The sequence below is a fragment of the Sphingomonas hylomeconis genome (genome assembly GCF_025370105.1).
Lineage (GTDB): Bacteria > Pseudomonadota > Alphaproteobacteria > Sphingomonadales > Sphingomonadaceae > Sphingomonas > Sphingomonas hylomeconis.
In genome coordinates this window covers 636,057-655,734 of the sequence record NZ_JANQBK010000001.1, presented here as the reverse complement: position 1 = coordinate 655,734, position 19,678 = coordinate 636,057, and the positions used below count along the sequence as shown (strand labels likewise).

21 protein-coding genes are annotated in these 19,678 nt (G+C 66.7%); 11 read left to right on the top strand and 10 right to left on the bottom strand.

The annotated features are described in order from the left end of the window. Positions 1 to 105 precede the first annotated feature (105 nt). From NV401_RS03245 to NV401_RS03230, 4 genes are all read left to right on the top strand, one after another. Positions 106 to 1,140 (top strand): COX15/CtaA family protein, encoded by a 1,035-nt coding sequence (locus NV401_RS03245; protein ID WP_261292931.1) that lies wholly within the window; start codon positions 106 to 108, stop codon positions 1,138 to 1,140. Between the two features lie 135 nt (positions 1,141 to 1,275). Further along, on the top strand, positions 1,276 to 1,755 hold the full coding sequence (rplM, locus tag NV401_RS03240) for a 50S ribosomal protein L13 (protein ID WP_261292930.1): 480 nt from the start codon (positions 1,276 to 1,278) through the stop codon (positions 1,753 to 1,755). Continuing rightward, positions 1,755 to 2,312 carry a 30S ribosomal protein S9 gene (rpsI, locus tag NV401_RS03235; RefSeq protein WP_261292929.1) on the top strand — a complete coding sequence of 186 codons (558 nt, stop codon included), beginning with the start codon at positions 1,755 to 1,757 and terminating at the stop codon, positions 2,310 to 2,312. Before rplM ends, rpsI begins: the two co-directional genes overlap by 1 nt. Before the next feature lie 104 nt (positions 2,313 to 2,416). Then, positions 2,417 to 2,902, top strand: a complete 486-nt coding sequence (locus NV401_RS03230; RefSeq protein ID WP_261292928.1) for a hypothetical protein — start codon at positions 2,417 to 2,419, stop codon at positions 2,900 to 2,902. On the opposite strand, the gene NV401_RS03225 is transcribed toward NV401_RS03230, so the two are convergent. The 5 genes from NV401_RS03225 to NV401_RS03205 all read right to left on the bottom strand — a co-directional run bounded on the left by NV401_RS03225 (position 2,899) and on the right by NV401_RS03205 (position 8,423). Further along, positions 2,899 to 3,669: a metallophosphoesterase family protein gene (locus NV401_RS03225; RefSeq protein WP_261292927.1), complete on the bottom strand. Its 771-nt coding sequence runs from the start codon at positions 3,667 to 3,669 to the stop codon at positions 2,899 to 2,901. The two genes, NV401_RS03230 and NV401_RS03225, sit on opposite strands and share 4 nt — an antisense overlap. Next, the gene (locus NV401_RS03220) at positions 3,666 to 4,499 is read right to left on the bottom strand and encodes a diacylglycerol/lipid kinase family protein (RefSeq protein ID WP_261292926.1); all 834 of its coding nucleotides are present in this window, start codon (positions 4,497 to 4,499) and stop codon (positions 3,666 to 3,668) included. The genes NV401_RS03225 and NV401_RS03220 overlap by 4 nt, the downstream gene beginning before the upstream one ends. 121 nt (positions 4,500 to 4,620) lie before the next feature. Further along, positions 4,621 to 5,205, bottom strand: coding sequence for a DUF922 domain-containing Zn-dependent protease (locus tag NV401_RS03215; protein WP_261292925.1), 585 nt, complete (start codon positions 5,203 to 5,205; stop codon positions 4,621 to 4,623). After that, positions 5,202 to 5,885: a Fe2+-dependent dioxygenase gene (locus NV401_RS03210; RefSeq protein ID WP_261292924.1), complete on the bottom strand. Its 684-nt coding sequence runs from the start codon at positions 5,883 to 5,885 to the stop codon at positions 5,202 to 5,204. Before NV401_RS03210 ends, NV401_RS03215 begins: the two co-directional genes overlap by 4 nt. A gap of 75 nt (positions 5,886 to 5,960) precedes the next feature. Beyond that, entirely contained in the window at positions 5,961 to 8,423 is a 2,463-nt protein-coding gene (locus NV401_RS03205) for a TonB-dependent receptor (RefSeq protein ID WP_261292923.1), read from the bottom strand. 127 nt (positions 8,424 to 8,550) lie between these two features. Between NV401_RS03205 and NV401_RS03200 the strand changes: the two genes are divergently transcribed. The 6 genes from NV401_RS03200 (at position 8,551) to NV401_RS03175 (ending at position 14,341) form a co-directional block, all read left to right on the top strand. After that, on the top strand, positions 8,551 to 9,012 hold the full coding sequence (locus NV401_RS03200) for a MarR family winged helix-turn-helix transcriptional regulator (RefSeq protein ID WP_315369054.1): 462 nt from the start codon (positions 8,551 to 8,553) through the stop codon (positions 9,010 to 9,012). Continuing rightward, positions 9,005 to 10,072 carry an HlyD family secretion protein gene (locus tag NV401_RS03195; protein WP_261292922.1) on the top strand — a complete coding sequence of 356 codons (1,068 nt, stop codon included), beginning with the start codon at positions 9,005 to 9,007 and terminating at the stop codon, positions 10,070 to 10,072. Before NV401_RS03200 ends, NV401_RS03195 begins: the two co-directional genes overlap by 8 nt. After that, positions 10,059 to 11,678, top strand: a complete 1,620-nt coding sequence (locus NV401_RS03190; RefSeq protein ID WP_261292921.1) for a DHA2 family efflux MFS transporter permease subunit — start codon at positions 10,059 to 10,061, stop codon at positions 11,676 to 11,678. Before NV401_RS03195 ends, NV401_RS03190 begins: the two co-directional genes overlap by 14 nt. Positions 11,679 to 11,895: 217 nt before the next feature. After that, complete coding sequence (locus tag NV401_RS03185) at positions 11,896 to 12,906, top strand: aldo/keto reductase (protein ID WP_261292920.1); 1,011 nt, start codon at positions 11,896 to 11,898, stop codon at positions 12,904 to 12,906. After that, a complete protein-coding gene (locus NV401_RS03180) occupies positions 12,906 to 13,178 on the top strand; it encodes a hypothetical protein (protein WP_261292919.1) in 273 nt (90 codons plus the stop codon). Before NV401_RS03185 ends, NV401_RS03180 begins: the two co-directional genes overlap by 1 nt. Before the next feature lie 92 nt (positions 13,179 to 13,270). Continuing rightward, positions 13,271 to 14,341, top strand: coding sequence for a winged helix-turn-helix domain-containing protein (locus NV401_RS03175; RefSeq protein WP_261292918.1), 1,071 nt, complete (start codon positions 13,271 to 13,273; stop codon positions 14,339 to 14,341). Between the two features lie 44 nt (positions 14,342 to 14,385). Here the strand turns inward: NV401_RS03175 and NV401_RS03170 are convergent, their stop codons facing one another. The 5 genes from NV401_RS03170 to NV401_RS03150 all read right to left on the bottom strand — a co-directional run bounded on the left by NV401_RS03170 (position 14,386) and on the right by NV401_RS03150 (position 18,022). After that, on the bottom strand, positions 14,386 to 16,188 hold the full coding sequence (locus tag NV401_RS03170) for an acyl-CoA dehydrogenase C-terminal domain-containing protein (RefSeq protein ID WP_261292917.1): 1,803 nt from the start codon (positions 16,186 to 16,188) through the stop codon (positions 14,386 to 14,388). Between the two features lie 10 nt (positions 16,189 to 16,198). Next, a complete protein-coding gene (locus tag NV401_RS03165; protein WP_261292916.1) occupies positions 16,199 to 16,621 on the bottom strand; it encodes a MerR family transcriptional regulator in 423 nt (140 codons plus the stop codon). A 31-nt stretch (positions 16,622 to 16,652) separates the two neighbouring features. Continuing rightward, positions 16,653 to 17,162, bottom strand: coding sequence for a hypothetical protein (locus NV401_RS03160; RefSeq protein WP_261292915.1), 510 nt, complete (start codon positions 17,160 to 17,162; stop codon positions 16,653 to 16,655). After that, the gene (gene hisI, locus NV401_RS03155; protein WP_261292914.1) at positions 17,159 to 17,521 is read right to left on the bottom strand and encodes a phosphoribosyl-AMP cyclohydrolase; all 363 of its coding nucleotides are present in this window, start codon (positions 17,519 to 17,521) and stop codon (positions 17,159 to 17,161) included. Before hisI ends, NV401_RS03160 begins: the two co-directional genes overlap by 4 nt. A gap of 252 nt (positions 17,522 to 17,773) precedes the next feature. Continuing rightward, complete coding sequence (locus NV401_RS03150) at positions 17,774 to 18,022, bottom strand: DUF7218 family protein (RefSeq protein WP_261292913.1); 249 nt, start codon at positions 18,020 to 18,022, stop codon at positions 17,774 to 17,776. A gap of 133 nt (positions 18,023 to 18,155) precedes the next feature. Between NV401_RS03150 and purF the strand changes: the two genes are divergently transcribed. Beyond that, entirely contained in the window at positions 18,156 to 19,613 is a 1,458-nt protein-coding gene (purF, locus tag NV401_RS03145) for an amidophosphoribosyltransferase (RefSeq protein ID WP_261292912.1), read from the top strand. Positions 19,614 to 19,678: the final 65 nt, after the last annotated feature.

Sequence of the window (19,678 nt, the reverse complement as noted above, 5' to 3'; positions counted from 1 at the left end):
TTTGGCAAATGATGCCCAAACCGCGCCTGGACCGGCATGTCGAGCGCCGCGGGTGCGACCATCTGTCATATCGACGACACTGCCGTGCCACGCTACCACCCTCCCATGCTGCAGATGACACAATCTTCCACCCGCCCGCGCGCGATCGCACTCTGGCTATTGGTCGTCGCTGCCATGATTCTTGCGATCGTCGCGGTCGGCGGGATCACCCGGCTGACCGAATCCGGCCTGTCGATCACGCAGTGGAAGCCGATCAGCGGCATCGTCCCGCCGCTCAGCGAGGCTGAGTGGCAGGCCGAGTTCGCCAATTACAAGCGCATCCCCGAATATACGCAGATCAACAGCGGCATGACGCTGGCCGGGTTTAAGGCGATCTTCTTCTGGGAATATCTGCATCGCGTGCTCGCGCGGCTGATCGGCATGGTCTTCGCGCTACCGCTGCTGTGGTTCGCGGTGCGGCGGCAGATCCCCAAGGGCTATGGCCGGCGGCTGGTCGCGATCCTTGCGCTCGGCGCGCTGCAGGGCACGATCGGCTGGTGGATGGTCAAATCCGGCCTCAGCCAGCGCACCGATGTCAGCCATATCCGGCTTGCCACGCATCTCGTCACCGCCCTGGCGACGCTCGCCGGCACGGTATGGACCGCGCTCGACCTGCGCGCGCTGCACCGCGATCGCTTCGCGCGCCCCGCGCCGCTGCGCTCCGTGGCGATCGTCGCGCTCCTCGTCCTGTTCGTGCAGATCATTCTTGGCGCCTTCACCGCCGGGCTCGACGCCGGCTATGCCTTTTCGAGCTGGCCGTTGATGGGCGATGCCTGGTTCCCGGCGGGCGGCTGGCATGCCGGCTGGTCGGTGACGCGCAACGCGATCGACAATCCCATCGTCGTGCAGTTCATCCACCGCTGGACCGCGTTTGCCGCCGCCGCCGCCTTGATCTGGCTGGCGCTGCGATCGTCGCGCACCGGCAGCAAGGGCCCGGGCCATGCGATCATCACCCTGGTCGTGCTGCAGATCCTGCTCGGCATCGCGACGCTGATGACCGGCGTGCAGATCGCGGTCGCCGTGGCGCATCAGGTCAACGCGGCGCTGCTGCTGATCGCGGTGACGGTGGCGGCCCATCAGGTCGGCCGCCGCTCGCACTGAGGCGCATGGTATCATATTACCCGTCAGCAAAGCCGCGCAAAGCTTGACTTTGCGCGGCCCTCCGATCATTAGCCTCGTCATTCGCGCCGCCCGGCAACTGGCGGCGCGGTTTCGTTTAACACTGGAAGGTCTGCCATGAAGGCGCTGATGAAGACCACCAAGTCGGCCAAGCCGTACGAGGTGGAGAAGAAATGGCATATTATCGATGCCGATGGGCTGGTCGTCGGCCGCATGGCCTCGATCGTCGCGAACATCCTGCGAGGCAAGCACAAGCCGAGCTATACCCCGCACGTCGATTGCGGTGACAATGTCATCATCATCAACGCCGACAAGGTTCGGTTCACGGGCAACAAGCTCAAGGACAAGATCTATTACCGCCACACCGGCTATCCGGGCGGCATCAAGGGCGTGGCCGCGGGCAAGATCCTCGAGGGTCGCTTCCCGGAGCGGATCATCGAAAAGGCGATCGAGCGGATGATCCCGCGCGGTCCTCTGGGTCGTGACCAGATGCGCAACCTGCGCGTTTTCGCCGGCACCGAGCATCCGCACGAAGCGCAGGACCCTCAGGTCCTCGACATCGGCAGCATGAACCGCAAGAACAAGGTGGGCGCATAATGTCCGACAACCGCCAGTCGCTTTCCGACCTCGCCGGCCTGACCAACCAGGAGCCGGCAACCCAGAATAACGGCGTCAGCACGCCGGTCCTCGCCGGTGACGAATATGCACCGTCGGCGCCGGTGATCGAGCGCGAGCCGATGCCGCTGCGCGAGCAGATCATCGACAAGCAGGGCCGCGCCTATGCCACGGGCCGCCGCAAGGATGCGGTTGCCCGCGTGTGGATCAAGCCGGGTTCGGGCAAGATCACGATCAACGGCCGCGATCAGGAAGTGTATTTCGCACGTCCAACGCTGCGTCTCGTGATCAACCAGCCGTTCGGTATCGCCGAGCGCGATGGCGCCTATGACGTGATCTGCACCGTCAAGGGTGGTGGTCTTTCGGGCCAGGCCGGCGCGGTCAAGCATGGCATCAGCCAGGCGCTGACCAAGTACGAGCCGGTGCTGCGCGCCGCGGTCAAGGCGGCAGGCTTCCTGACCCGCGACAGCCGCACCGTCGAGCGCAAGAAGTACGGCAAGGCGAAGGCACGCAAGAGCTTCCAGTTCTCGAAGCGCTAAGTCTTTCCTTTATTGCTACGCAAAAGGGCGGTCCGGCAACGGGCCGCCCTTTTCGGTTCCAAGCCGCTACTCTTCCGCTGCAGGGTCGCTTATCGTTGCCGACCATGACGCCGCAGAACGACATCACCACGGGCATCCTCACCTTCCTCGATCGCATCGGCATTGCGGTGGTGCTGGAGGCAATCCCCGGCGATACCTTTCTACCCGCCATGGCGATCCGGGACGGCGCGCTGGTCGTCGATCTCGCGCGACTGACCCATCCGGGCGATCTGCTGCACGAGGCGGGGCATATCGCGGTGACCGATCCGGCAGCGCGCCCGACGCTCGGCGACGTGCCGCCGGATGGCGGCGAGGAGATGGCGGCGATCGCCTGGTCCTATGCCGCCGCGCGGGCGATCGGCATCGATCCCCGCATCGTGTTTCACGATCACGGCTATAAGGGCGGCGGGGCGCATCTTGCCGCCCTGTTCGACGCGGGCGATTATCTCGCGCTGCCGCTGCTGCAATGGTTCGGCATGGCGTACGATGCGCCGACGGCCAAGGCGCACGGTGCCGCCCCCTTCCCCCAGATGCAGCGCTGGTTGCGCTAGGCCGACGTCTGTTCCCGGGGCAGCACGACATCCGGCTGCGGCCCGAAATTGCGCAACACCACATCGAACGTGCCGTCGGCGATCCGCACCTCGTTGAACGACGGCGGCAGCGCGCGCGTCCGTTCCGACAGCGTGCCGGCGCCGATCATCCGCATGCGGTGACCGCCCGTCTCGTGCACGATGTCGAACGCGTCATGCACATGGCCGGTCATTACCGCATCCGCGCCGGCGGCGGCGAGTGCGGCGAACGCCTGCTTGCCGTGCCGCGTCTCGGAGGTTGCCTGCGTGTCGCCCTCGATCAGCGGATGATGGCAGGCGATGAACACCAGCGCGTCCTTGGGCGCCGCCTCGACCAGCGCCAGCGTCTGTTCCAGGTTGCGCGTCCCGACATAGCCTTTCGACCAATCGAGCCGGAACTGGAATCGCGCCGTCGTGACCAGCGGCACGATCACCACGCCGGGCAGGTCGAGCGGCTTTTCAACCAGCCGCTCGACCTTGTGATAGCGATGATAGGGGCGGAAGAAGCGGCGCAGCGGGTTGAACAGCGGCAGATCGTGATTGCCCACCTCCACCGTCACCGGCACGCCCAACCGCTGCAGCCAGGCGAGTCCGGCATCGAACTCGTCCTTCTTGGCGCGCATCGTGAGATCGCCGGTCATGATCACCGCGTCCGGTTTCTCGGCATGCACCGTCTCCTCGAACCAGGCGACCGCGGCGCGATCCTCGCGTCCGAAATGCACGTCGCTGACATGAAACAGGCGGATCACGCACTTTTCCCCTTGGTCCGAATGAACATCTTGGCGGTCATCCCGCCGGTAATCGTCACGCCCGGCGCGAGCATCACCGGTTCGCCGTCGAACAGCGCCAGCGTCGGCTTGCGCCCGGCGACGCGCAGCGCGGCGACATGCACCTGCGTCACCGCCGGCGAGGCGATCCAGTCGCCGGTCAGCCAGTCCCAGCCGAGCGCGACGATCGAGCGCCAGGCGCGCGCGTCGATGCCGCGCAGATCGAGGTTGCCATTGTCGGGCATGACGAAGATCGCCTGCTGGCGGTGGCGCAGCGCCGGTACGTCCTCAAGCCGGATGCCGCGCGTGAACGTCTTCGCCCAGGCGTGGCGCATCGCGCGCAGCAACCCGCGCAGCCGGCCGGCGCGCACCAGTTCGCGCGCCCGCACCCAGCTTGCCGCCGGCCCCAGGATCACGCCGACCAGCCCGCGATGCGGCCCGGCCGCGACGACCGGCAGCGCGACGGTCTCGCCACCGCGATGCGCGGCATGCACGATCGCGCTGGCATCGGCATCGCCGTGCAGCGCCTTGGCGAGCAGGTTCATCGTTCCGCCCGGCAGGATCAGAATCTTCCCGCGCCATGCGGCCAGCCGCGATACCGCGGCGTTGACCGTGCCGTCGCCGGCGAACAGGATGGCGGTGTCCACCCCGGCGGCATCGAGCGCGGCGGGCTCGGGCAGGTCATCCGCCGGGAACGCGGTGCGCCCGGCCAGCGTCAGCCCGCGCTCGGCAAACACCGCCTGGATCGCATCGCATTTCGCCTGGCTGGTCGAGCCCGAGGCCGGATTGGTGATGAACCACACGCTCTTCATTGCCCGCCGAACGCACGACCGGGAGGAAGGGGTGCGCGGCAGCCAAACAATCCGCGCGCAACCGCCGGTGCTGCTCAGATAAGACCAGGGCGAACCGGGCGGCGCCGGCCGCCCCCCCGGCTTAGTGCGGGCGCGCTGCCGTTGCCGGCGCAGCAGGGGTTTCCGCGCCAGTTGCGGGATCGCGCGCGCCGTGATCGGTCGCCCGGTCCAGGGCGAAGTCGCGTTGCTGGATCGCCGCCAGCGCCGCCTTGGCCACCGCATCGGCCGTATCGCAAGTGGCCGCGTTGATCGCTGCCAGCAGTTCGAGCCGGCCGTCATAGCCGTTGCGCAGATGCGCCAGCTCGTGCGCCTCGATCACGGCGAGATACCGCGCCCAGTCCAGCCGGACGGTCTCCGGCACCGCGGCATCGGCCAGCCGCGGCAGAGTCACCGTCGCGCTGAACGTCACCGTCGCGTCCTGCAGCTGGCATGCGCCGTCGCGCACCGGCCACGACCAGCGCAGCGCGGTACGCGTCAGCGCATCGACGCGCTGCTGGTCGGCGGGGTCGGTCGGCCTGAGCTTGCGCATGTCGGCGCGGATCGTCGGCAGGTCGGTGCCGGCGACATCGTAATAAAGGATCGTGACATCGGGTATCGCGGCAAACGGCCCGGATTGCGCCTGGCCTGCGCCGGCGGCGAGCAGCAGCGCGACCGCCGCCCGCCTCATGCCTCGGCCCAGCGCCGCAACAGATTGTGATACACGCCGGTCAGTTGCACCACCGCGGCATCGCCCTGCCCCTGCGCCAGCGCGACGCTTTGCACCGCCTGGTCGAGATCGAACAGGATGCGCCGCGCGCCGTCGTCGCGCACCATCGACTGGATCCAGAAGAACGAGGCGGTGCGCGTGCCCCGCGTCACCGGCTCGACGCGGTGCAGGCTGGAAGCGGGATAGAGCAGCAGATGGCCGGCCGGCAGCTTGATCGATTGCACCCCGAACGTGTCCTCGATCACCAGCTCGCCGCCGTCATAGGCTTCGGGCGGTTCGAGGAACAACGTCGCCGAGAGATCGCTGCGGATGCGGAAATCGGTGCCGCGCTGCATGCGGATCGCATTGTCGATATGTGTGCCGAATGCCTGCCCGCCGGCATAGCGGTTGAACAGCGGCGGAAATACCTTGGCCGGCAGTGCCGCCGCGACGAACAGGGGCGACCGGCCCAGCGCCTCGAGCACCATATTGCCCGCCGCGCGCGCCTCGGCGCTGTCTTCGGGCAATTGCTCGTTGCGCTTGACCAGCGCGCTCTGCGCGCCCGACGTCACGTTGCCGTCGACCCACGGCGCACCATCGATCAGCGCGCGCAGCCGCGCGACCGCCGCCGCATCCAGAACGTCGGGGATGGTAGTCAGCATCGGTTCGATTTCCCGGTCATGGCATCAGTGTGGCGCGATCGGGCGACGCATGCCAGCCCGATCGCGCCAGATCGGTCAGAAGCTGTAGTAGAGGCTGAACACCGCCGACCGATCCTCGCCCGGTACCGCCCAGCCATTGTTGCGGATGCCGGTGAAGTAGCGCGCGTTCGTAAAGTTCTGCACGTTGACCTGCGCGGTGAGGCCGGGCGTGACCGGATAGGACAGGAAGGCGCGATGCGTGGTATAGGCCTTGGTCCGGAACACCGGGGTCAGCGCCGCGCCGTTGGCCAGGCCGTTGCTGCCGGCCACGATCGGCGTCACCAGCGCGCTGTTGTTGAGCGCGAAGCTGCCCTGGTAGCTCAGGCCATAGCCGAGCTGTAGCCCGAACGGCAGCGTATAGGTGGTGAACAGGCTGCCCGAATGTTTGGGCGTGTTGTTCAGCTCCTGCCCGGCCTGCGGGTCGAGCACCGCGGTGGAATTGCCGCAGATGTTGGTGGTCACCGGCGGCGTCGCCGTGCTGGTGGTCAGCCGCCCCGGATTGGCCAGGCAGAAGTTCGACACGCTCTGTCTGATCTCGCTGTCGAGATAGGTATAGTTGGCGAACACGCTCCACGCCTTGGTGATGTTGCCGCTGGCGCCGAGCGCGATGCCGTCGACGCGCGAGCGGCCGTCGGTCACCGGCAGCGTGCCGACGATCGGATCGTTGGTCGCGACACGGTAATTGGTGCGGTCGTTGCGAAACACCGCGGCGGTCAGTTGCAGGCGGCGGCCGAACAGATCGGCCTTGGCGCCGATCTCGTAATTGACCGCCTTTTCCGGCTGCACGTCGCACGGATCGAGCGCGCCCGACGGCGCGGTGATCACCGTGCCGCAGCTCAACCGCACCGTCGCCGAAGTCGGCGTGGTGGAATTGCCATAGGCGACGTAGAGGCTGACCGTGTCGATCGGCTTGAAATTGAGGCCCAGGCGGTACGAGAACAGGGTCTCGTCGCTCGATTGGTTCAGCCCGCGCGTATAGGTGCCGAGTGCTGGCGATCCCGCTGCCGTCGCCGTCGAATAGGTATCGGTCCGGAACGTCGCCTTGGCATGCTCGTAGCGCAGCCCGACATTGGCCTCGAGTTGCGGCACGATCTTGATCGTGTCGAACAGATAGGCCGCGGCATTGGTGCTGACGCCCTGCGCGCGGCTCGCCTGGATGAAGTTCAGCGCGCCGGTGTAGGTGGTGTTCGGGTTGAAGAGGTCGATATTGGGCTGCGCGACGACCACGCCGCTCGCGGTGCGCAGCACGTTGCCGCTGACGATCGAATAATCCTCCTGCGCGAAGGATGCGCCGAGCACCGCCGTATGCTCGAGCCCGAACGTGTCGAACACCGCGCGCAGATCGGTCTGATTGTACAGGAGCTGATTTTCCTGATCGCGGATCGTCCCGCGCGGGCCGCTCGGCACGTAAAAACCGGGCGTCGTGCACGATGTGCCGTTGCCGGCAATCCCCGTCCCCGCCGTCGCCCCGGGCAGGCAATAGGTGCCCTGCGGCGCACTGGTGGCCGAATCCTGGCTGACGCGCTGCCAGCGGCTGAGGTTGCGGATCGACACCTTGTCGCTGAACGCATGCGTGAAGCGCACCGTCGCCTGGTCGACCAGAATGTCCTGCTTGTCGAGATTTTCGATGCCGTAATAATTGCTGTCGTCGACGCCGGGCAGTGGCCCGCTGAAGAAGGCGTTGCGGTAATAGGGCACGCCGTAGACCGGCACATTATTGTCCTTCTGGTGCAGATACTGGAACACCAGATTGGTCGGGCTATCCACGCCGATGGTCAGCGACGGCGCAACCGCCCAGCGCTTGTTCTTCTCGACATCGCGGCCGGGCACGTCGTTGCGGTGATACACGCCGTTGAGCCGCACCGCGACGAGATCGCTGACCCGCACATTGCTGTCGACCGTCGCGCGGTAATAATCGTCCGTGCCGACGCCGGCCTGGACCACCGTCAGGTTCTCGCGCTGTGGCACCTTGGTGACGAGGTTGATCGTGCCGCCGACCGAGCCCGCGCCGTTGAACACGCTGTTCGCGCCGTTATAGACTTCGATCTGCTGCAGGTTGAACGTCTCGCTGCGGCTATACTGCGCGCTGTCGCGCACCCCATCGATCGTGATGTCGTTGTTGGCCGAATAACCGCGCAGGTTGATGCTGTCGCCATAGCCACCGCCGCCCTCGCCCGCGCCGAAGGTGATGCCGGGGATCGTCTGCAGCGCGTCGCGCAACGTCAGCAAATTCTGTTTGCGGATCGTCTGGTCGCCGATCACCGTGATCGTCTGCGGCGTATCGAGCAGCGGGCGCGTTGCCTTGGGGCTTTCGACCGACTTCTGCCGCTCGCCGTTGACGATGATGTCGTCATCCTGGCGTTGCGACTGATCGGTGTCGGCCGCGGGCGTGCCATCGATTGCGGCTGCCGCCGGCGCCGTCATGAACGCCCCGAAGCAGGACAGCGCCAGGAATGCCGGCGTGGCGGTGAGCGAGCGGCGACTGGTATCGGAACGCATGAAAAGATCCCCTTGTTGTTACAAAGCCGCTATTGCGAGTAACTCGCATTGTCAACGCTATTGAGAGTAACTCGCACCATAGTCGCAACCTGTCGCCAATGTTGCTCTACCATTGCCAACCCTAAGCATGCTTACTATGTGCGTGCGGATGGAAAATGTCGGCTTTCTGGTCAGCGATGTGTCGCGCCTGTTGCGGCGTCGCTTCGATGCGCGCGCCCGGCTGATCGGCGTGACACGTGCACAGTGGCGCGTGCTCACCACGCTGAGCCGCGTCGAAGGCATCAACCAGGGTGGTCTGGCGGATCGGCTCGAGGTCGAGCCGATCACACTGTGCCGGATGATCGACCGGCTCGAGGAAGCCGGGCATGTCGAGCGCCGCCGCGATCCGACCGATCGCCGTGTCTGGCGCATCTACCTCACCGACACGTCCCGCCCGCTGCTCGACAAGCTCCATGTCGTGGCGGACGGCCTGCTCGACGACGCGCTGGCCGGGATCGACGATCACAGCCGCACGCTATTTTCGGAAACGCTGCAGCGGATCCGCGACAACCTCACCGCAATCGACACTAACGAGGCCGACCATGGCTGATGCAGACCCCCGGAAGCCGTTCGTGGCGGAGACCGTGATCGTGCCCGAGCCCACCGCCAAGCGCCGCTGGAAGCGCACCGCGCTGATGATCAGCGTGCCGCTGCTGGTGATCGCCGTGGCGGCCTATCTGTGGCTCACCGCGGGGCGCTTCGTCTCCACCGACAACGCCTATATCGCGCAGGATAAGGTCTCGGTGTCGGCCGATGTCGCGGGCCGCATCGTGCAGGTTGCGGTGCACGAAAATCAGACCGTCAAGGCCGGCGACCTGCTGTTCCGCATCGATCCCGATCCCTACCGCATCGCCGTCGCGCAGGCCGATGTGGCGATCGCCAACGCCCGGGTCGATGTCGGCACGCTGCAGTCCAGCTATCAGGGCAAGGGCGCCGATATCGCCGCCGCGCAGGACCAGATCCTCGCCGCGCAGGAAGATTATGACCGTCAGGCCGCATTGATGAAGCGGGGCTTCACCACGCGCGCACGGCTGCAACAGGCCGAACACAGCCTGCAGCAGGCGCGCGCCACGCTGGGCAATGCGCAGGCTGGTGCCGCCGAGGCCCGCGCCAAGCTTGCCACCGGCGGCAGCGCGGTCTCGCCGGCGATCGCCGCGGCACAGGTGCAACGCGCCAAGGCCGCGCTCGATCTCACGCGCACCGCGGTCTATGCGCCCTATGGCGGCACGATCAGCCAGTCGGACCGGCTACAGGTCGGCCAGATGATGGTTTCCGGCCTCCCCGCGGTATCGATCGTCAAGAGCAACCGCTCCTGGGTCGAGGCCAATTTCAAGGAAACCGATCTCAATCAGATGCGCGTCGGCCAGCCTGCCGAGGTCGCGTTCGACGCCTATAAGGGCCTCAAGCTGAAGGGCCATGTCCAGTCGATCGGTGCGGGCACCGGTTCGGAATTTTCCGTCCTGCCGGCGCAGAACGCGACCGGCAATTGGGTCAAGGTCACGCAGCGCGTGCCGGTGCGCATCGCGATCGACGAACCGAGCCCGCGCCCGTTGATCGCCGGCCTGTCCGCCGAGGTGACGATCGACGTGCGCGATCATGGCAACCGCTAACCCGCCCGGCGGCGTCGATCCGCTCGCCGAAGTCGAATCGACCGAGGCACCGGCGCCGGCGGTCGAGCGCGCTGCGCTCCACACCAGCAATCGTCCGATGCTCACCATCGGCGTGATGGCCGCGACGATCATGCAGATCCTCGATTCGACTATCGCCAATGTCGCGCTGCCGCACATGCAGGCGTCGCTCAGCGCCACCGCCGACACCGTCACCTGGGTGCTGACCTCCTATATCGTCGCCTCGGCGGTCGCAATTCCGATGACCGGGTGGCTGTCCGACCGGATCGGCAGCCGCAACCTGTTCCTTTATGCCGTGGTCGGCTTCGTGCTCGCCTCGATGCTGTGCGGTCTCGCCACCAACCTGCCCGAGATGGTGCTGTTCCGCGTCCTGCAGGGCATCGCCGCGGCGTTCATGAACCCGCTCAGCCAGACGGTGATGATGGACATCAACCCGCCCTCCAAACAGGCCGGCGCAATGTCGATCTGGGGCATGGGGGTGATGGTCGGGCCGATCCTGGGGCCGGTGATCGGCGGGTGGCTGACTGACAATTATGATTGGCGCTGGTGCTTCTACGTCAACGTGCCGGTCGGCATCGTGACCTTCGCAATCCTCTGGGCATTGCTGCCGACGCGCGAGATCCGCCTGCGCCGCTTCGATCTGTTCGGCTTTTCGCTACTGGCGATCGCGATCAGCGTGTTCCAGCTGATGCTCGATCGCGGCCAGACCAACGACTGGTTCGAGTCGTGGGAGGTGCGCATCGAAGGCATGGTGGCGCTCTGCGCCGCTTGGATGTTCGGCGTGCATCTGTTCACCGGCAAGAACCCGATGTTCGAACGCAGCCTGTTCGCCAACCGCAATCTGGTCACCGGCATCGGCTTCATGATCGTCATCGGCGTGCTGATGACCGCCTCGCTCGCGCTGCTGCCGCCGATGCTGCAGAGCCTGTTCGGCTATCCCGTGCTGGAAACCGGCATCCTGCTGATGCCGCGCGGCGTCGGCATCGTCGCCAGCATGGCGCTGGCCGGGCGGCTGATGAAGCAGAATGTCGATCCGCGGCTGCTGGTCGGCAGCGGGCTGATCATCGCGGCCTATTCGCTGTGGGACATGACCGGCTGGACGATCGAGATGGGCTCCACGCCGTTCATCGTCACCGGGCTGGTGCAGGGCGTCGGGCTCGGGCTTATCTTCATCCCGCTCAACATCATGGCGTTCGGCACGTTGCCGCCGCACCAGCGCACCGAAGGCGCCAGCCTGATGAACCTGTCGCGCAACATCGGCGGGTCGGTCGGCATTTCCACGGTGACGGTGCTGCTCGCGCGCAACCTTCAGATCAACCATGCCGAATTGGGCGCGCATATCACGGCGGGCGGGCTCACCGCGGCGGATCCGCTGGTCGGCTCGATCCTCGGCGGCAGCACCGATGCGGCGCTCGCCATGGCCGACGGCATCGTCAACCAGCAGGCAGCGATGATCGCCTATCTCGACGATTTCAAACTGATGATGATCCTCACCATGGCGGCGATCCCACTGGTGCTGTTGCTCAAGCGGCCGAAGCCGCCGGCCAAGGGCGAGAAGGTCGAAGCGCCGGCCGTGCATTTCGATTGAGTCCTGAACCGTCTTGGCAACGCTGTGCCGCCTCCACCCCCGTCGTCACCCCGGACTTGTTCCGGGGTCCACTGTGCCGGTTACGCTCAAGCGTGTGATACCCGGCAGGGTGGACCCCGGAACAAGTCCGGGGTGACGCATCGTTTGAGCAATGATCGCGCGCCAGCCCGAACCAACCATCCTTGCCCCGACCACCCTGCCCCATTAGGCCACCCGCATGACCCTTCTCCCCACCCGCGCGCTCGGCCCTTACACCGTGTCGTCGATCGGCCTCGGCTGCATGAACCTGAACCATGCGTACGGCGTCCCGCCGCAAGAGGCGGACGCGATCGCGCTGCTCCACCGCGCGGTCGATCTCGGCATCACCCTGTTCGACACCGCTGCGCTCTACGGCCTCGGCGACAACGAACGCCTGGTCGCCAAGGCGCTCGCCACGCGCAGCGAACCCGTCACGCTCACCACCAAATGCGTGCTCGATTTCGTCGACGGCAAACGCTCGCTGAACGGCGCGCCCGACGCCATCACCCGCACTGTCGAAGGATCGCTCGATCGACTCGGCACCGATCATATCGCGCTCGTCTATCTCCACCGGCTCGACAAAAAGGTGCCGATCGAGGAGTCGGTCGGCGCGCTGGTACGGCTCAAGGAAGCGGGCAAGATCGGCGCGATCGGCCTGTCCGAAATGTCCGCCGCCACGATCCGCCGCGCGCAGGCGGTGCATCCGATCGCCGCCGTGCAGAGCGAATATTCGCCGGTCGTGCGCAATCCCGAGCTCGCCGTGCTCGACGCCTGCCGGGAACTCGGCATCGCCTTCGTCGCCTTCTCCCCCGTCGCGCGCGGCCTGCTCGCCGGCGCAGTGCGCAAGGCCGATTATGCGGCGCACGATATCCGCGCGCAGATGCCGCGCTTCACCGAGCCCAACCTGACGCACAATCTGCAGGCGGTCGACGCCTATGACGCGCTCGCCGCGCGGCACGGCATGACGCCCGCGCAATTGTCGATCGCCTGGACGCTGGCCAGGGGCGAGCACATCATCCCGATCCCCGGCACGCGCAGCATCCGCCATCTCGAGGAAGACGTCGCCGCCGCGACCATGGCTCTGCCCGAGGACATCTTCGCCGAGATCGATGCGATCTTCGCCCCCGGCGCGATCCGCGGCGCCCGCTATGCCGCGGCGATGCAGGCGCAGATCGATACCGAGACGCTGCCGGGCGAGGATCTCGCCTGATGGAGCTCGACATCCTGCTGCAGCATTATTTCGGCACCACCGATCTGACCACGCTCGACGATGCCGGGTTCGAACACGGCGTCGAAAAGCTCGGCACCGCGTTCGGCGTGGAGAAGGAGCCCGGCCGCCGCTTCGCGCTCTGGTCGCTGCTCCACGCGCTCGGCGACGCGCCCGATCCCGCCGTCGCGTTCAAGGATCCGGCCGCGCGCCGCGCGGCAGAGGACTATGCCCATGCCGCCGACCGCGCCGCCTACCGGGCGGAAAATTCCTGAGCGACACGCTCTCCCTCCCCCAGGCGCGGCGCATCGCGCTCGCCGCGCAGGGCTTCGGCCAGCCGCATCCGGCACGCGTCGATCAGGCCCAGATGCGCCGTACCATCGCGCGGCTTGCGCTGCACCAGATCGACAGCGTCAACGTCCTGTCCCGCGCGCATTACCTGCCCGCCTTCTCGCGCCTCGGCAGCTATGACCGCACCTTGCTCGATCGCGCCGCCTGGGGCCGCAAGAGCGAGCGCCGGCTGTTCGAATATTGGGCGCACGAAGCCTCTTTGCTGCCGCTCGAGCTGCACCCGCTGCTGCGCTGGCGCATGGCCCGCGCCGATCGCGGCGACTATGGCTGGGCGGCGATGCGGCGCTACGCCACCGAAGGACGCGCCGAGGCACAGCTGATCCTCGACCGCCTCCGTGCCGACGGCCCGCTCGCCGCGTCCGATTTCACCGAAGGCAGAAGCGGCACCGGCTGGTGGGCCTGGGGGGATACCAAGCGTGCGCTGGAATGGCTGTTCTGGGCCGGCCATATCACCACGGCGACGCGGCGGCGCAGCTTCGAGCGTGTCTACGACCTCACCGACCGTGTCATCCCGCCGGCGATCCTCGCCCTGCCCACCCCGTCCGAGGAAGATGCCCACCGCGCACTGGTCGAGCGCGCGGCGATCGCGATGGGCGTCGCCACCGAGACCGACCTGCGCGATTATTTCCGGCTCGGCGTCGTCGAGACGCGCAGCGCCGTGGCCGATCTGGTCGAGGCAGGCGTGCTGCTCCCCACGCAGGTCGCCGGCTGGCCCAAGACCGCCTATTTCCACCGCGACGCGCGCCGCCCGCGCCGGATCGAGGGTGCCGCGCTCCTCGCCCCGTTCGACCCGCTGATCTGGGAACGCGACCGCGCCGAACGGCTGTTCGGTTTCCGCTACCGCATCGAGATCTACGTCCCGGCGGAGAAACGCGTGCACGGCTATTACGTGCTGCCGTTGCTGCTCGACGACGCGCTGGTCGCGCGCGTCGATCTCAAGGCCGATCGCCAGAACGGCCGCTTGCTGGCGCACCGCATCCATCTTGAGCCGGGCGCGCCGCCCGACACGCGCGACCGGCTGACGATCGAACTCGAGCGGATGGCCGGCTGGCTGGCGCTCGATGGCGTCGTGCTGCCGACCGCCTAGAACAGCCAGCCCTTCCCCGGCCATCGCCGGGGAAGGTGCGCGGTTTACGCCGCCAGGAATGCCTCGACCGGGAGCGCCATCAGCGATTCGCTGCCGCCCTCGATCTTGCGGCGCAGCGCGCCTGCATCCGGCAGGATGCGCTCGGCGAAGAAGCGCGCGGTCATCAGCTTGGCGTCGAGGAAAGCGGCATCGCCCTCGCCTGCCGCCTTCAGCTTGACCGCCGCCGAAGCCATGCGCAGCCACATCAGCCCGGTCGAGACCAGCCCCATGATCTGCATATAGCTATAGGCGCCGGCGCCGACATTGTCCGGGTTCTGCATGCCGTTCTGCATGAACCACATCGTCGCCGCCTGCAGCTGGCCACTGGCCTTTTCCAGCGCCTCGGCGAACGCCGCGGTTTCCGGCACCGCCTTGGCCGCGGCGACATCCTCGCCGACCAGCTTGAAGAACGCCTGCACCGCACGGCCGCCGTTGGAGGCCAGCTTGCGGCCGACCAGATCCATCGCCTGCACGCCGTTGGTGCCTTCGTAGATCATCGCGATGCGCGCATCGCGGACATACTGCTCCATGCCCCATTCGGCGATATAGCCGTGGCCGCCATAGACCTGCTGCGCGTTGGTCGCGATCTCATAGCCCTTGTCGGTGCCATAGCCCTTGATCACCGGCGTCAGCAGGCCGAGCAGATCGCCCGCCAGCTGCTTCTCCTCGTCGGTCGGCGCGGCGTGCTCGAGATCGGCCTGCACCGCGACCCACAGGCACAGCGCGCGCAAGCCTTCGGTCATCGCCTTGGCTTCCATCAGCATGCGGCGCACGTCGGGATGGACGAACAGCGTGTCCGCCTTCTCGTTCGGCTCCTTGGGGCCGGTCAGCGCGCGGCCCTGGCGGCGATCCTGCGCATATTGCACCGCATTCTGATACGCCACTTCGGCGATGCCCAGGCCCTGCAGGCCCACGCCGAGGCGCGCCGCGTTCATCATGATGAACATCGCAGCGAGGCCCTTCATCTCCTCGCCGACCAGCCAGCCGGTGGCGCCGTCATAGTTCATCACGCAGGTCGAATTGGCGTGGATGCCCATTTTATGCTCGATCGACCCGCAGCTGAGCGCGTTGCGCGCGCCGAGCGACCCGTCTTCGTTGACGATGAACTTGGGCACTACGAACAGCGAGATGCCCTTCGAGCTTTCCGGCGCGCCCGGGGTCTTTGCGAGCACGAGATGGATGATGTTCTCGGTCAGGTCATGCTCGCCGCTCGAGATGAAGATCTTGGTGCCGGTGATGGCATAGCTGCCATCGGCCTGCGGCTCGGCGCGGGTGCGGATCAGGCCGAGATCGGTGCCGCACTGCGGCTCGGTGAGGTTCATCGTGCCGCCCCACTTCCCGCTGACCATGTTGGGGACGTACATCGCCTTCTGCGCGTCCGTGCCCTTGACCAGCAGCGCCGCGGTCGCGCCGTGCGTCAGGCCGGGATACATGGCGAACGCCATGTTGGCCGAGATCATATATTCCTGGAACGCCATCGAGATGACGTGCGGCATGCCTTGTCCGCCGAATTCCTCCGGACCGGACAGCGTGCCCCAGCCCGATTCGACGAACTGCGTATAAGCTTCCTTGAAGCCCTTGGGCGTAGTGACCGATCCGTCCTCGTGCCGTGTGCAGCCTTCCTGGTCGCCACTGGCATTGAGCGGGAACAGGACTTCGGCGACGAACTTGCCGCCTTCGTCGAGCACGGCATCGACCACGTCGGGCGTGGCATTCTGGAAGCCGGGCAGCGCGGCGTGATCGGCGAGCCCGATGACATGCTCGAGGACGAAGCGGGTGTCGCGCACCGGGGGCGTGAACTGGGGCATGATGGTTCCTTCAGGCGTTCTTTGTTTGGGCGATGACGGCGATGAAATCGGTCAGTTCGGCGATGGCCGCATCGATATCGCGCTTCTGCGAATCGAGCAGCCGGATCCGCTCACGGCAGCGGTCGATCGTCACTTCGCGCTGCGCCTTGCGACCGTCGCCGAGATCGTAGAGATCGATCATCTCGCGGATTTCGGTGAGCGAAAAGCCGACGCGCTTGCCGCGCAGGATCCAGGCCAGCCGCGCGCGATCGCGATGCGAATAGATCCGCGCCGTGCCGCGACGCTCGGGGGCGATCAAGCCTTCGTCTTCGTAGAAGCGCAGCGCGCGCGCCGTGACGTCGAATTCGGCCGAGAGATCGGAAATCGAAAAATGCGCGCGATCGTCGGCCGGCGGGACGACCACATAGGCGGGGGCATAATCCGTGTTCGACATGACCCCATATGTAATTCCGTTTACGTGAACGTCAACCGCCCGTGCTGCACAGCAGCCGCCCCTTGGCATCGCGCAGCGTGGAGGCTTCGGCGGTGGAATCGCTCAGCCGGTCGACGCCCAATGCGGCGATCGAGGCGCGCTTGCGGCACAGGGTCTGGCAGGCCTCCGGCACGCGCCCGGGAAAGGCGATGCGATCGCCGTCGAAGCGCGCCGCGAACGTGCAGCCCGGCGCGCCGGGAAAGTCGACTTTGAGCGTCTCGCCGGCCCGCGCCACCGTGCCGCTCCCCGAACAATATTGGTCCTCGCCGTAATCGATCGACACGCCGATGCGATAATCGGTTGCCGCCGGCACGATGCACAGCCGGTCGGTGTCGCGCGCGTACAGGCCGGTTAGGTCCGTGCTGGCCGGATCGGTCACCAGCCCGGCCTCGATTGCCGCCGCCTCGAGTCCGGCGGCAGGCGTGGGGCGCGGCGACGGCGCGGCCGCCGGCTGCTGCGCACAGGCGCCGAGCAGCAGCAGCGCGAGCACTGCTCGCCTCATGCCACCGGGCTCAGCGCGTCCCCGTCGATCCGGCGGAAGAAACAGCTGCGCGCGCCGGTGTGGCAGGCCGGGCCAGCGGCATCGACGATCAGCCATACCGCATCCTGATCGCAATCGATGCGGATCTCGGCGACGTGCAGCACATGGCCGGAACTCTCGCCCTTCTTCCACAGCGCGCCGCGGCTGCGCGACCAGAAATGCGCCTCGCGCGTAGCGATCGTCGCGGCGAGCGCCTCGGCGTTCATATGCGCGAGCATCAGCAGCTCGCCGCTGGTGCGATCGGTGGCGACAGCGGTGATCAGGCCGGCGGCGTCGTATTTGGGGTTCAGCACCAGGCCGGTGTCGCGGGGGTCGGTCATGGCCCCTCCTACTACCCCAACGCAACGCCGTCATCCCAGCGCATGCTGGGATATCCATGGGGGAAGGGCGGCGCCTGACCCACAAAGATCCCAGCTTTCGCTGGGATGACGGGACGCGCTACTTTCTCCCCTCCCTGCAAGGGAGGGGCCGGGGGTGGGTGGATGGACGCGATACGGCGGGTCCGGGTATGACGTTGCCGTACACCCGGCCTCTACCCACCCCCAGCCCCTCCCTTCCAGGGAGGGGAGCAGTTACCCCTTGCGGATCGCCTTCACCAACGCCGCCTTGTCCATCGTCGACCGCCCCGCGATGCCGATCTCGCGCGCTTCCTTCATCAGGTCCGCCTTGGTCCGCTCCTCCAGCTTGCCGCCGCCGGCCTTCAGCGTACCCGCCGCCTTGGCATTGGCGATTCGCGCCGCTTTCTCCGGCGACGCACCGTCCCGGCGCAGATCCTCGTACAATTTGTCGTCCTTGACGCTCGGCCCGTGATCCTTGGCCATGCCGATCTCCTCCGCTAATCCGCCGAAAACGGGCGATGCGACGGATTGCTCCCGCCAAATCTTACAAAAGCGCGACAAAGCCGGATCGCCTCCCTATATGCCAGCGCGACGCTACCCACCCCCAAAGGGCGCCATGCTGACAACCAATCCCTATGACGATGACAAGCTGCGCGAAGAGTGCGGCGTGTTCGGTGTTTCCGGCAGCGAGGGCGCGGCCGCGCTCGTTGCCCTGGGGCTGCACGCGCTGCAGCACCGCGGCCAGGAGGCGGCCGGCATCACCAGCTTCGACGGCCAGGAGTTCCACACGCATCGCGCGATGGGCCATGTCGCGGGCAATTTCGACCGCGACGACGTGATCTTCGCGCTGCGCGGCACCGTAGCCTGCGGCCATGTGCGCTATTCGACGACGGGTGAGACGGCGCTGCGCAACGTCCAGCCGCTCTACGCCGATCTGGCCAGCGGCGGCTTCGCCATCGCGCATAACGGCAATATCTCGAACGCGATGCGCATCCGGCGCGATCTCGTGCGGCGCGGCTCGATCTTCCAGTCGACCAGCGATACCGAGACGATCATCCACCTCGTCGCGACGAGCAATTATCGCACTGTGGTCGACAAGTTCATCGATGCGCTGAAGCAGGTCGAGGGCGCCTATTCGCTGATCGTGATGACGCCCGAGGGCATGATCGCCTGCCGCGATCCGCTCGGCATCCGCCCGCTGGTGATGGGCAAGCTCGGCAATGCCGTGATCTTCGCCTCGGAAACCGTCGCGCTCGACGTCTGCGGCGCGGAATTCGTGCGCTCGATCGATCCGGGCGAACTGGTCATCGTCAAGGGCGACCAGGTCACCTCGCACCGCCCGTTCGCGCCCGTCGCGCCGCGCCCTTGCATCTTCGAATTCGTCTATTTCTCGCGGCCGGATTCGATCTCGGACGATCAGAGCGTCTATACGGTGCGCAAGGCGATCGGCGCGCAACTGGCGATCGAGAGCCCGGTCGATGCCGATCTCGTCATCCCCGTGCCGGATTCGGGCACGCCCGCCGCGCTGGGCTACGCACAACAATCGGGCATCCCGTTCGAGCTCGGCATCATCCGCTCGCATTATGTCGGCCGTACCTTCATCCAGCCGAACAACGAGGTCCGTCACCTCGGCGTGAAGCTCAAGCACAATGCCAATCGCGCGCTGATCAAGGGCAAGAAGATCGTGCTGATCGACGATTCGATCGTCCGTGGCACGACGAGCCTGAAGATCGTGCAGATGATGCGCGATGCCGGCGCGGCGGAAGTGCATATGCGCATCGCCAGCCCGCCGACGCGTCATTCGTGCTTCTACGGCGTCGACACGCCGGAACGCGCCAAGCTGCTCGCGGCGAACATGAACATCGAGGAGATGAACACCTATATCCAGGCCGACAGCCTGGCGTTCGTCTCGATCGACGGGCTGTACAAGGCACTCGGCGAGCCGCAGCGCAACGCGATCCGGCCAAGCCATTGCGACGCCTGCTTCACCGGCGATTATCCGACCAAGCTGACCGATCAGGACGATGTCGTGCAGATCGACCAGTTCGCGCTGCTCGCCGAGCGGATGATCTGATCCCTGCCCCTGCCCCGTCATGCCGGGCTTGTTCCGGCATCCACCGTGGTGCAAACGCCGCAGCC

Bases quoted from the DNA above. Each gene is read 5' to 3' on its own strand.
- NV401_RS03230 (WP_261292928.1), top strand. From the start codon at position 2,417: ATGACGCCGCAGAACGACATCACCACGGGCATCCTCACCTTCCTCGAT.
- NV401_RS03215 (WP_261292925.1), bottom strand. From the start codon at position 5,205: ATGAGGCGGGCGGCGGTCGCGCTGCTGCTCGCCGCCGGCGCAGGCCAG.
- purF (WP_261292912.1), top strand. From the start codon at position 18,156: ATGCTGACAACCAATCCCTATGACGATGACAAGCTGCGCGAAGAGTGC.
- NV401_RS03190 (WP_261292921.1), top strand. From the start codon at position 10,059: ATGGCAACCGCTAACCCGCCCGGCGGCGTCGATCCGCTCGCCGAAGTC.
- NV401_RS03180 (WP_261292919.1), top strand. From the start codon at position 12,906: ATGGAGCTCGACATCCTGCTGCAGCATTATTTCGGCACCACCGATCTG.
- NV401_RS03150 (WP_261292913.1), bottom strand. From the start codon at position 18,022: ATGGCCAAGGATCACGGGCCGAGCGTCAAGGACGACAAATTGTACGAG.
- NV401_RS03200 (WP_315369054.1), top strand. From the start codon at position 8,551: ATGCTTACTATGTGCGTGCGGATGGAAAATGTCGGCTTTCTGGTCAGC.
- NV401_RS03175 (WP_261292918.1), top strand. From the start codon at position 13,271: ATGCGCCGTACCATCGCGCGGCTTGCGCTGCACCAGATCGACAGCGTC.
- rplM (WP_261292930.1), top strand. From the start codon at position 1,276: ATGAAGGCGCTGATGAAGACCACCAAGTCGGCCAAGCCGTACGAGGTG.
- NV401_RS03195 (WP_261292922.1), top strand. From the start codon at position 9,005: ATGGCTGATGCAGACCCCCGGAAGCCGTTCGTGGCGGAGACCGTGATC.
- NV401_RS03245 (WP_261292931.1), top strand. From the start codon at position 106: ATGCTGCAGATGACACAATCTTCCACCCGCCCGCGCGCGATCGCACTC.
- NV401_RS03165 (WP_261292916.1), bottom strand. From the start codon at position 16,621: ATGTCGAACACGGATTATGCCCCCGCCTATGTGGTCGTCCCGCCGGCC.
- NV401_RS03185 (WP_261292920.1), top strand. From the start codon at position 11,896: ATGACCCTTCTCCCCACCCGCGCGCTCGGCCCTTACACCGTGTCGTCG.
- NV401_RS03220 (WP_261292926.1), bottom strand. From the start codon at position 4,499: ATGAAGAGCGTGTGGTTCATCACCAATCCGGCCTCGGGCTCGACCAGC.
- NV401_RS03210 (WP_261292924.1), bottom strand. From the start codon at position 5,885: ATGCTGACTACCATCCCCGACGTTCTGGATGCGGCGGCGGTCGCGCGG.
- rpsI (WP_261292929.1), top strand. From the start codon at position 1,755: ATGTCCGACAACCGCCAGTCGCTTTCCGACCTCGCCGGCCTGACCAAC.
- NV401_RS03160 (WP_261292915.1), bottom strand. From the start codon at position 17,162: ATGAGGCGAGCAGTGCTCGCGCTGCTGCTGCTCGGCGCCTGTGCGCAG.
- NV401_RS03170 (WP_261292917.1), bottom strand. From the start codon at position 16,188: ATGCCCCAGTTCACGCCCCCGGTGCGCGACACCCGCTTCGTCCTCGAG.
- NV401_RS03205 (WP_261292923.1), bottom strand. From the start codon at position 8,423: ATGCGTTCCGATACCAGTCGCCGCTCGCTCACCGCCACGCCGGCATTC.
- hisI (WP_261292914.1), bottom strand. From the start codon at position 17,521: ATGACCGACCCCCGCGACACCGGCCTGGTGCTGAACCCCAAATACGAC.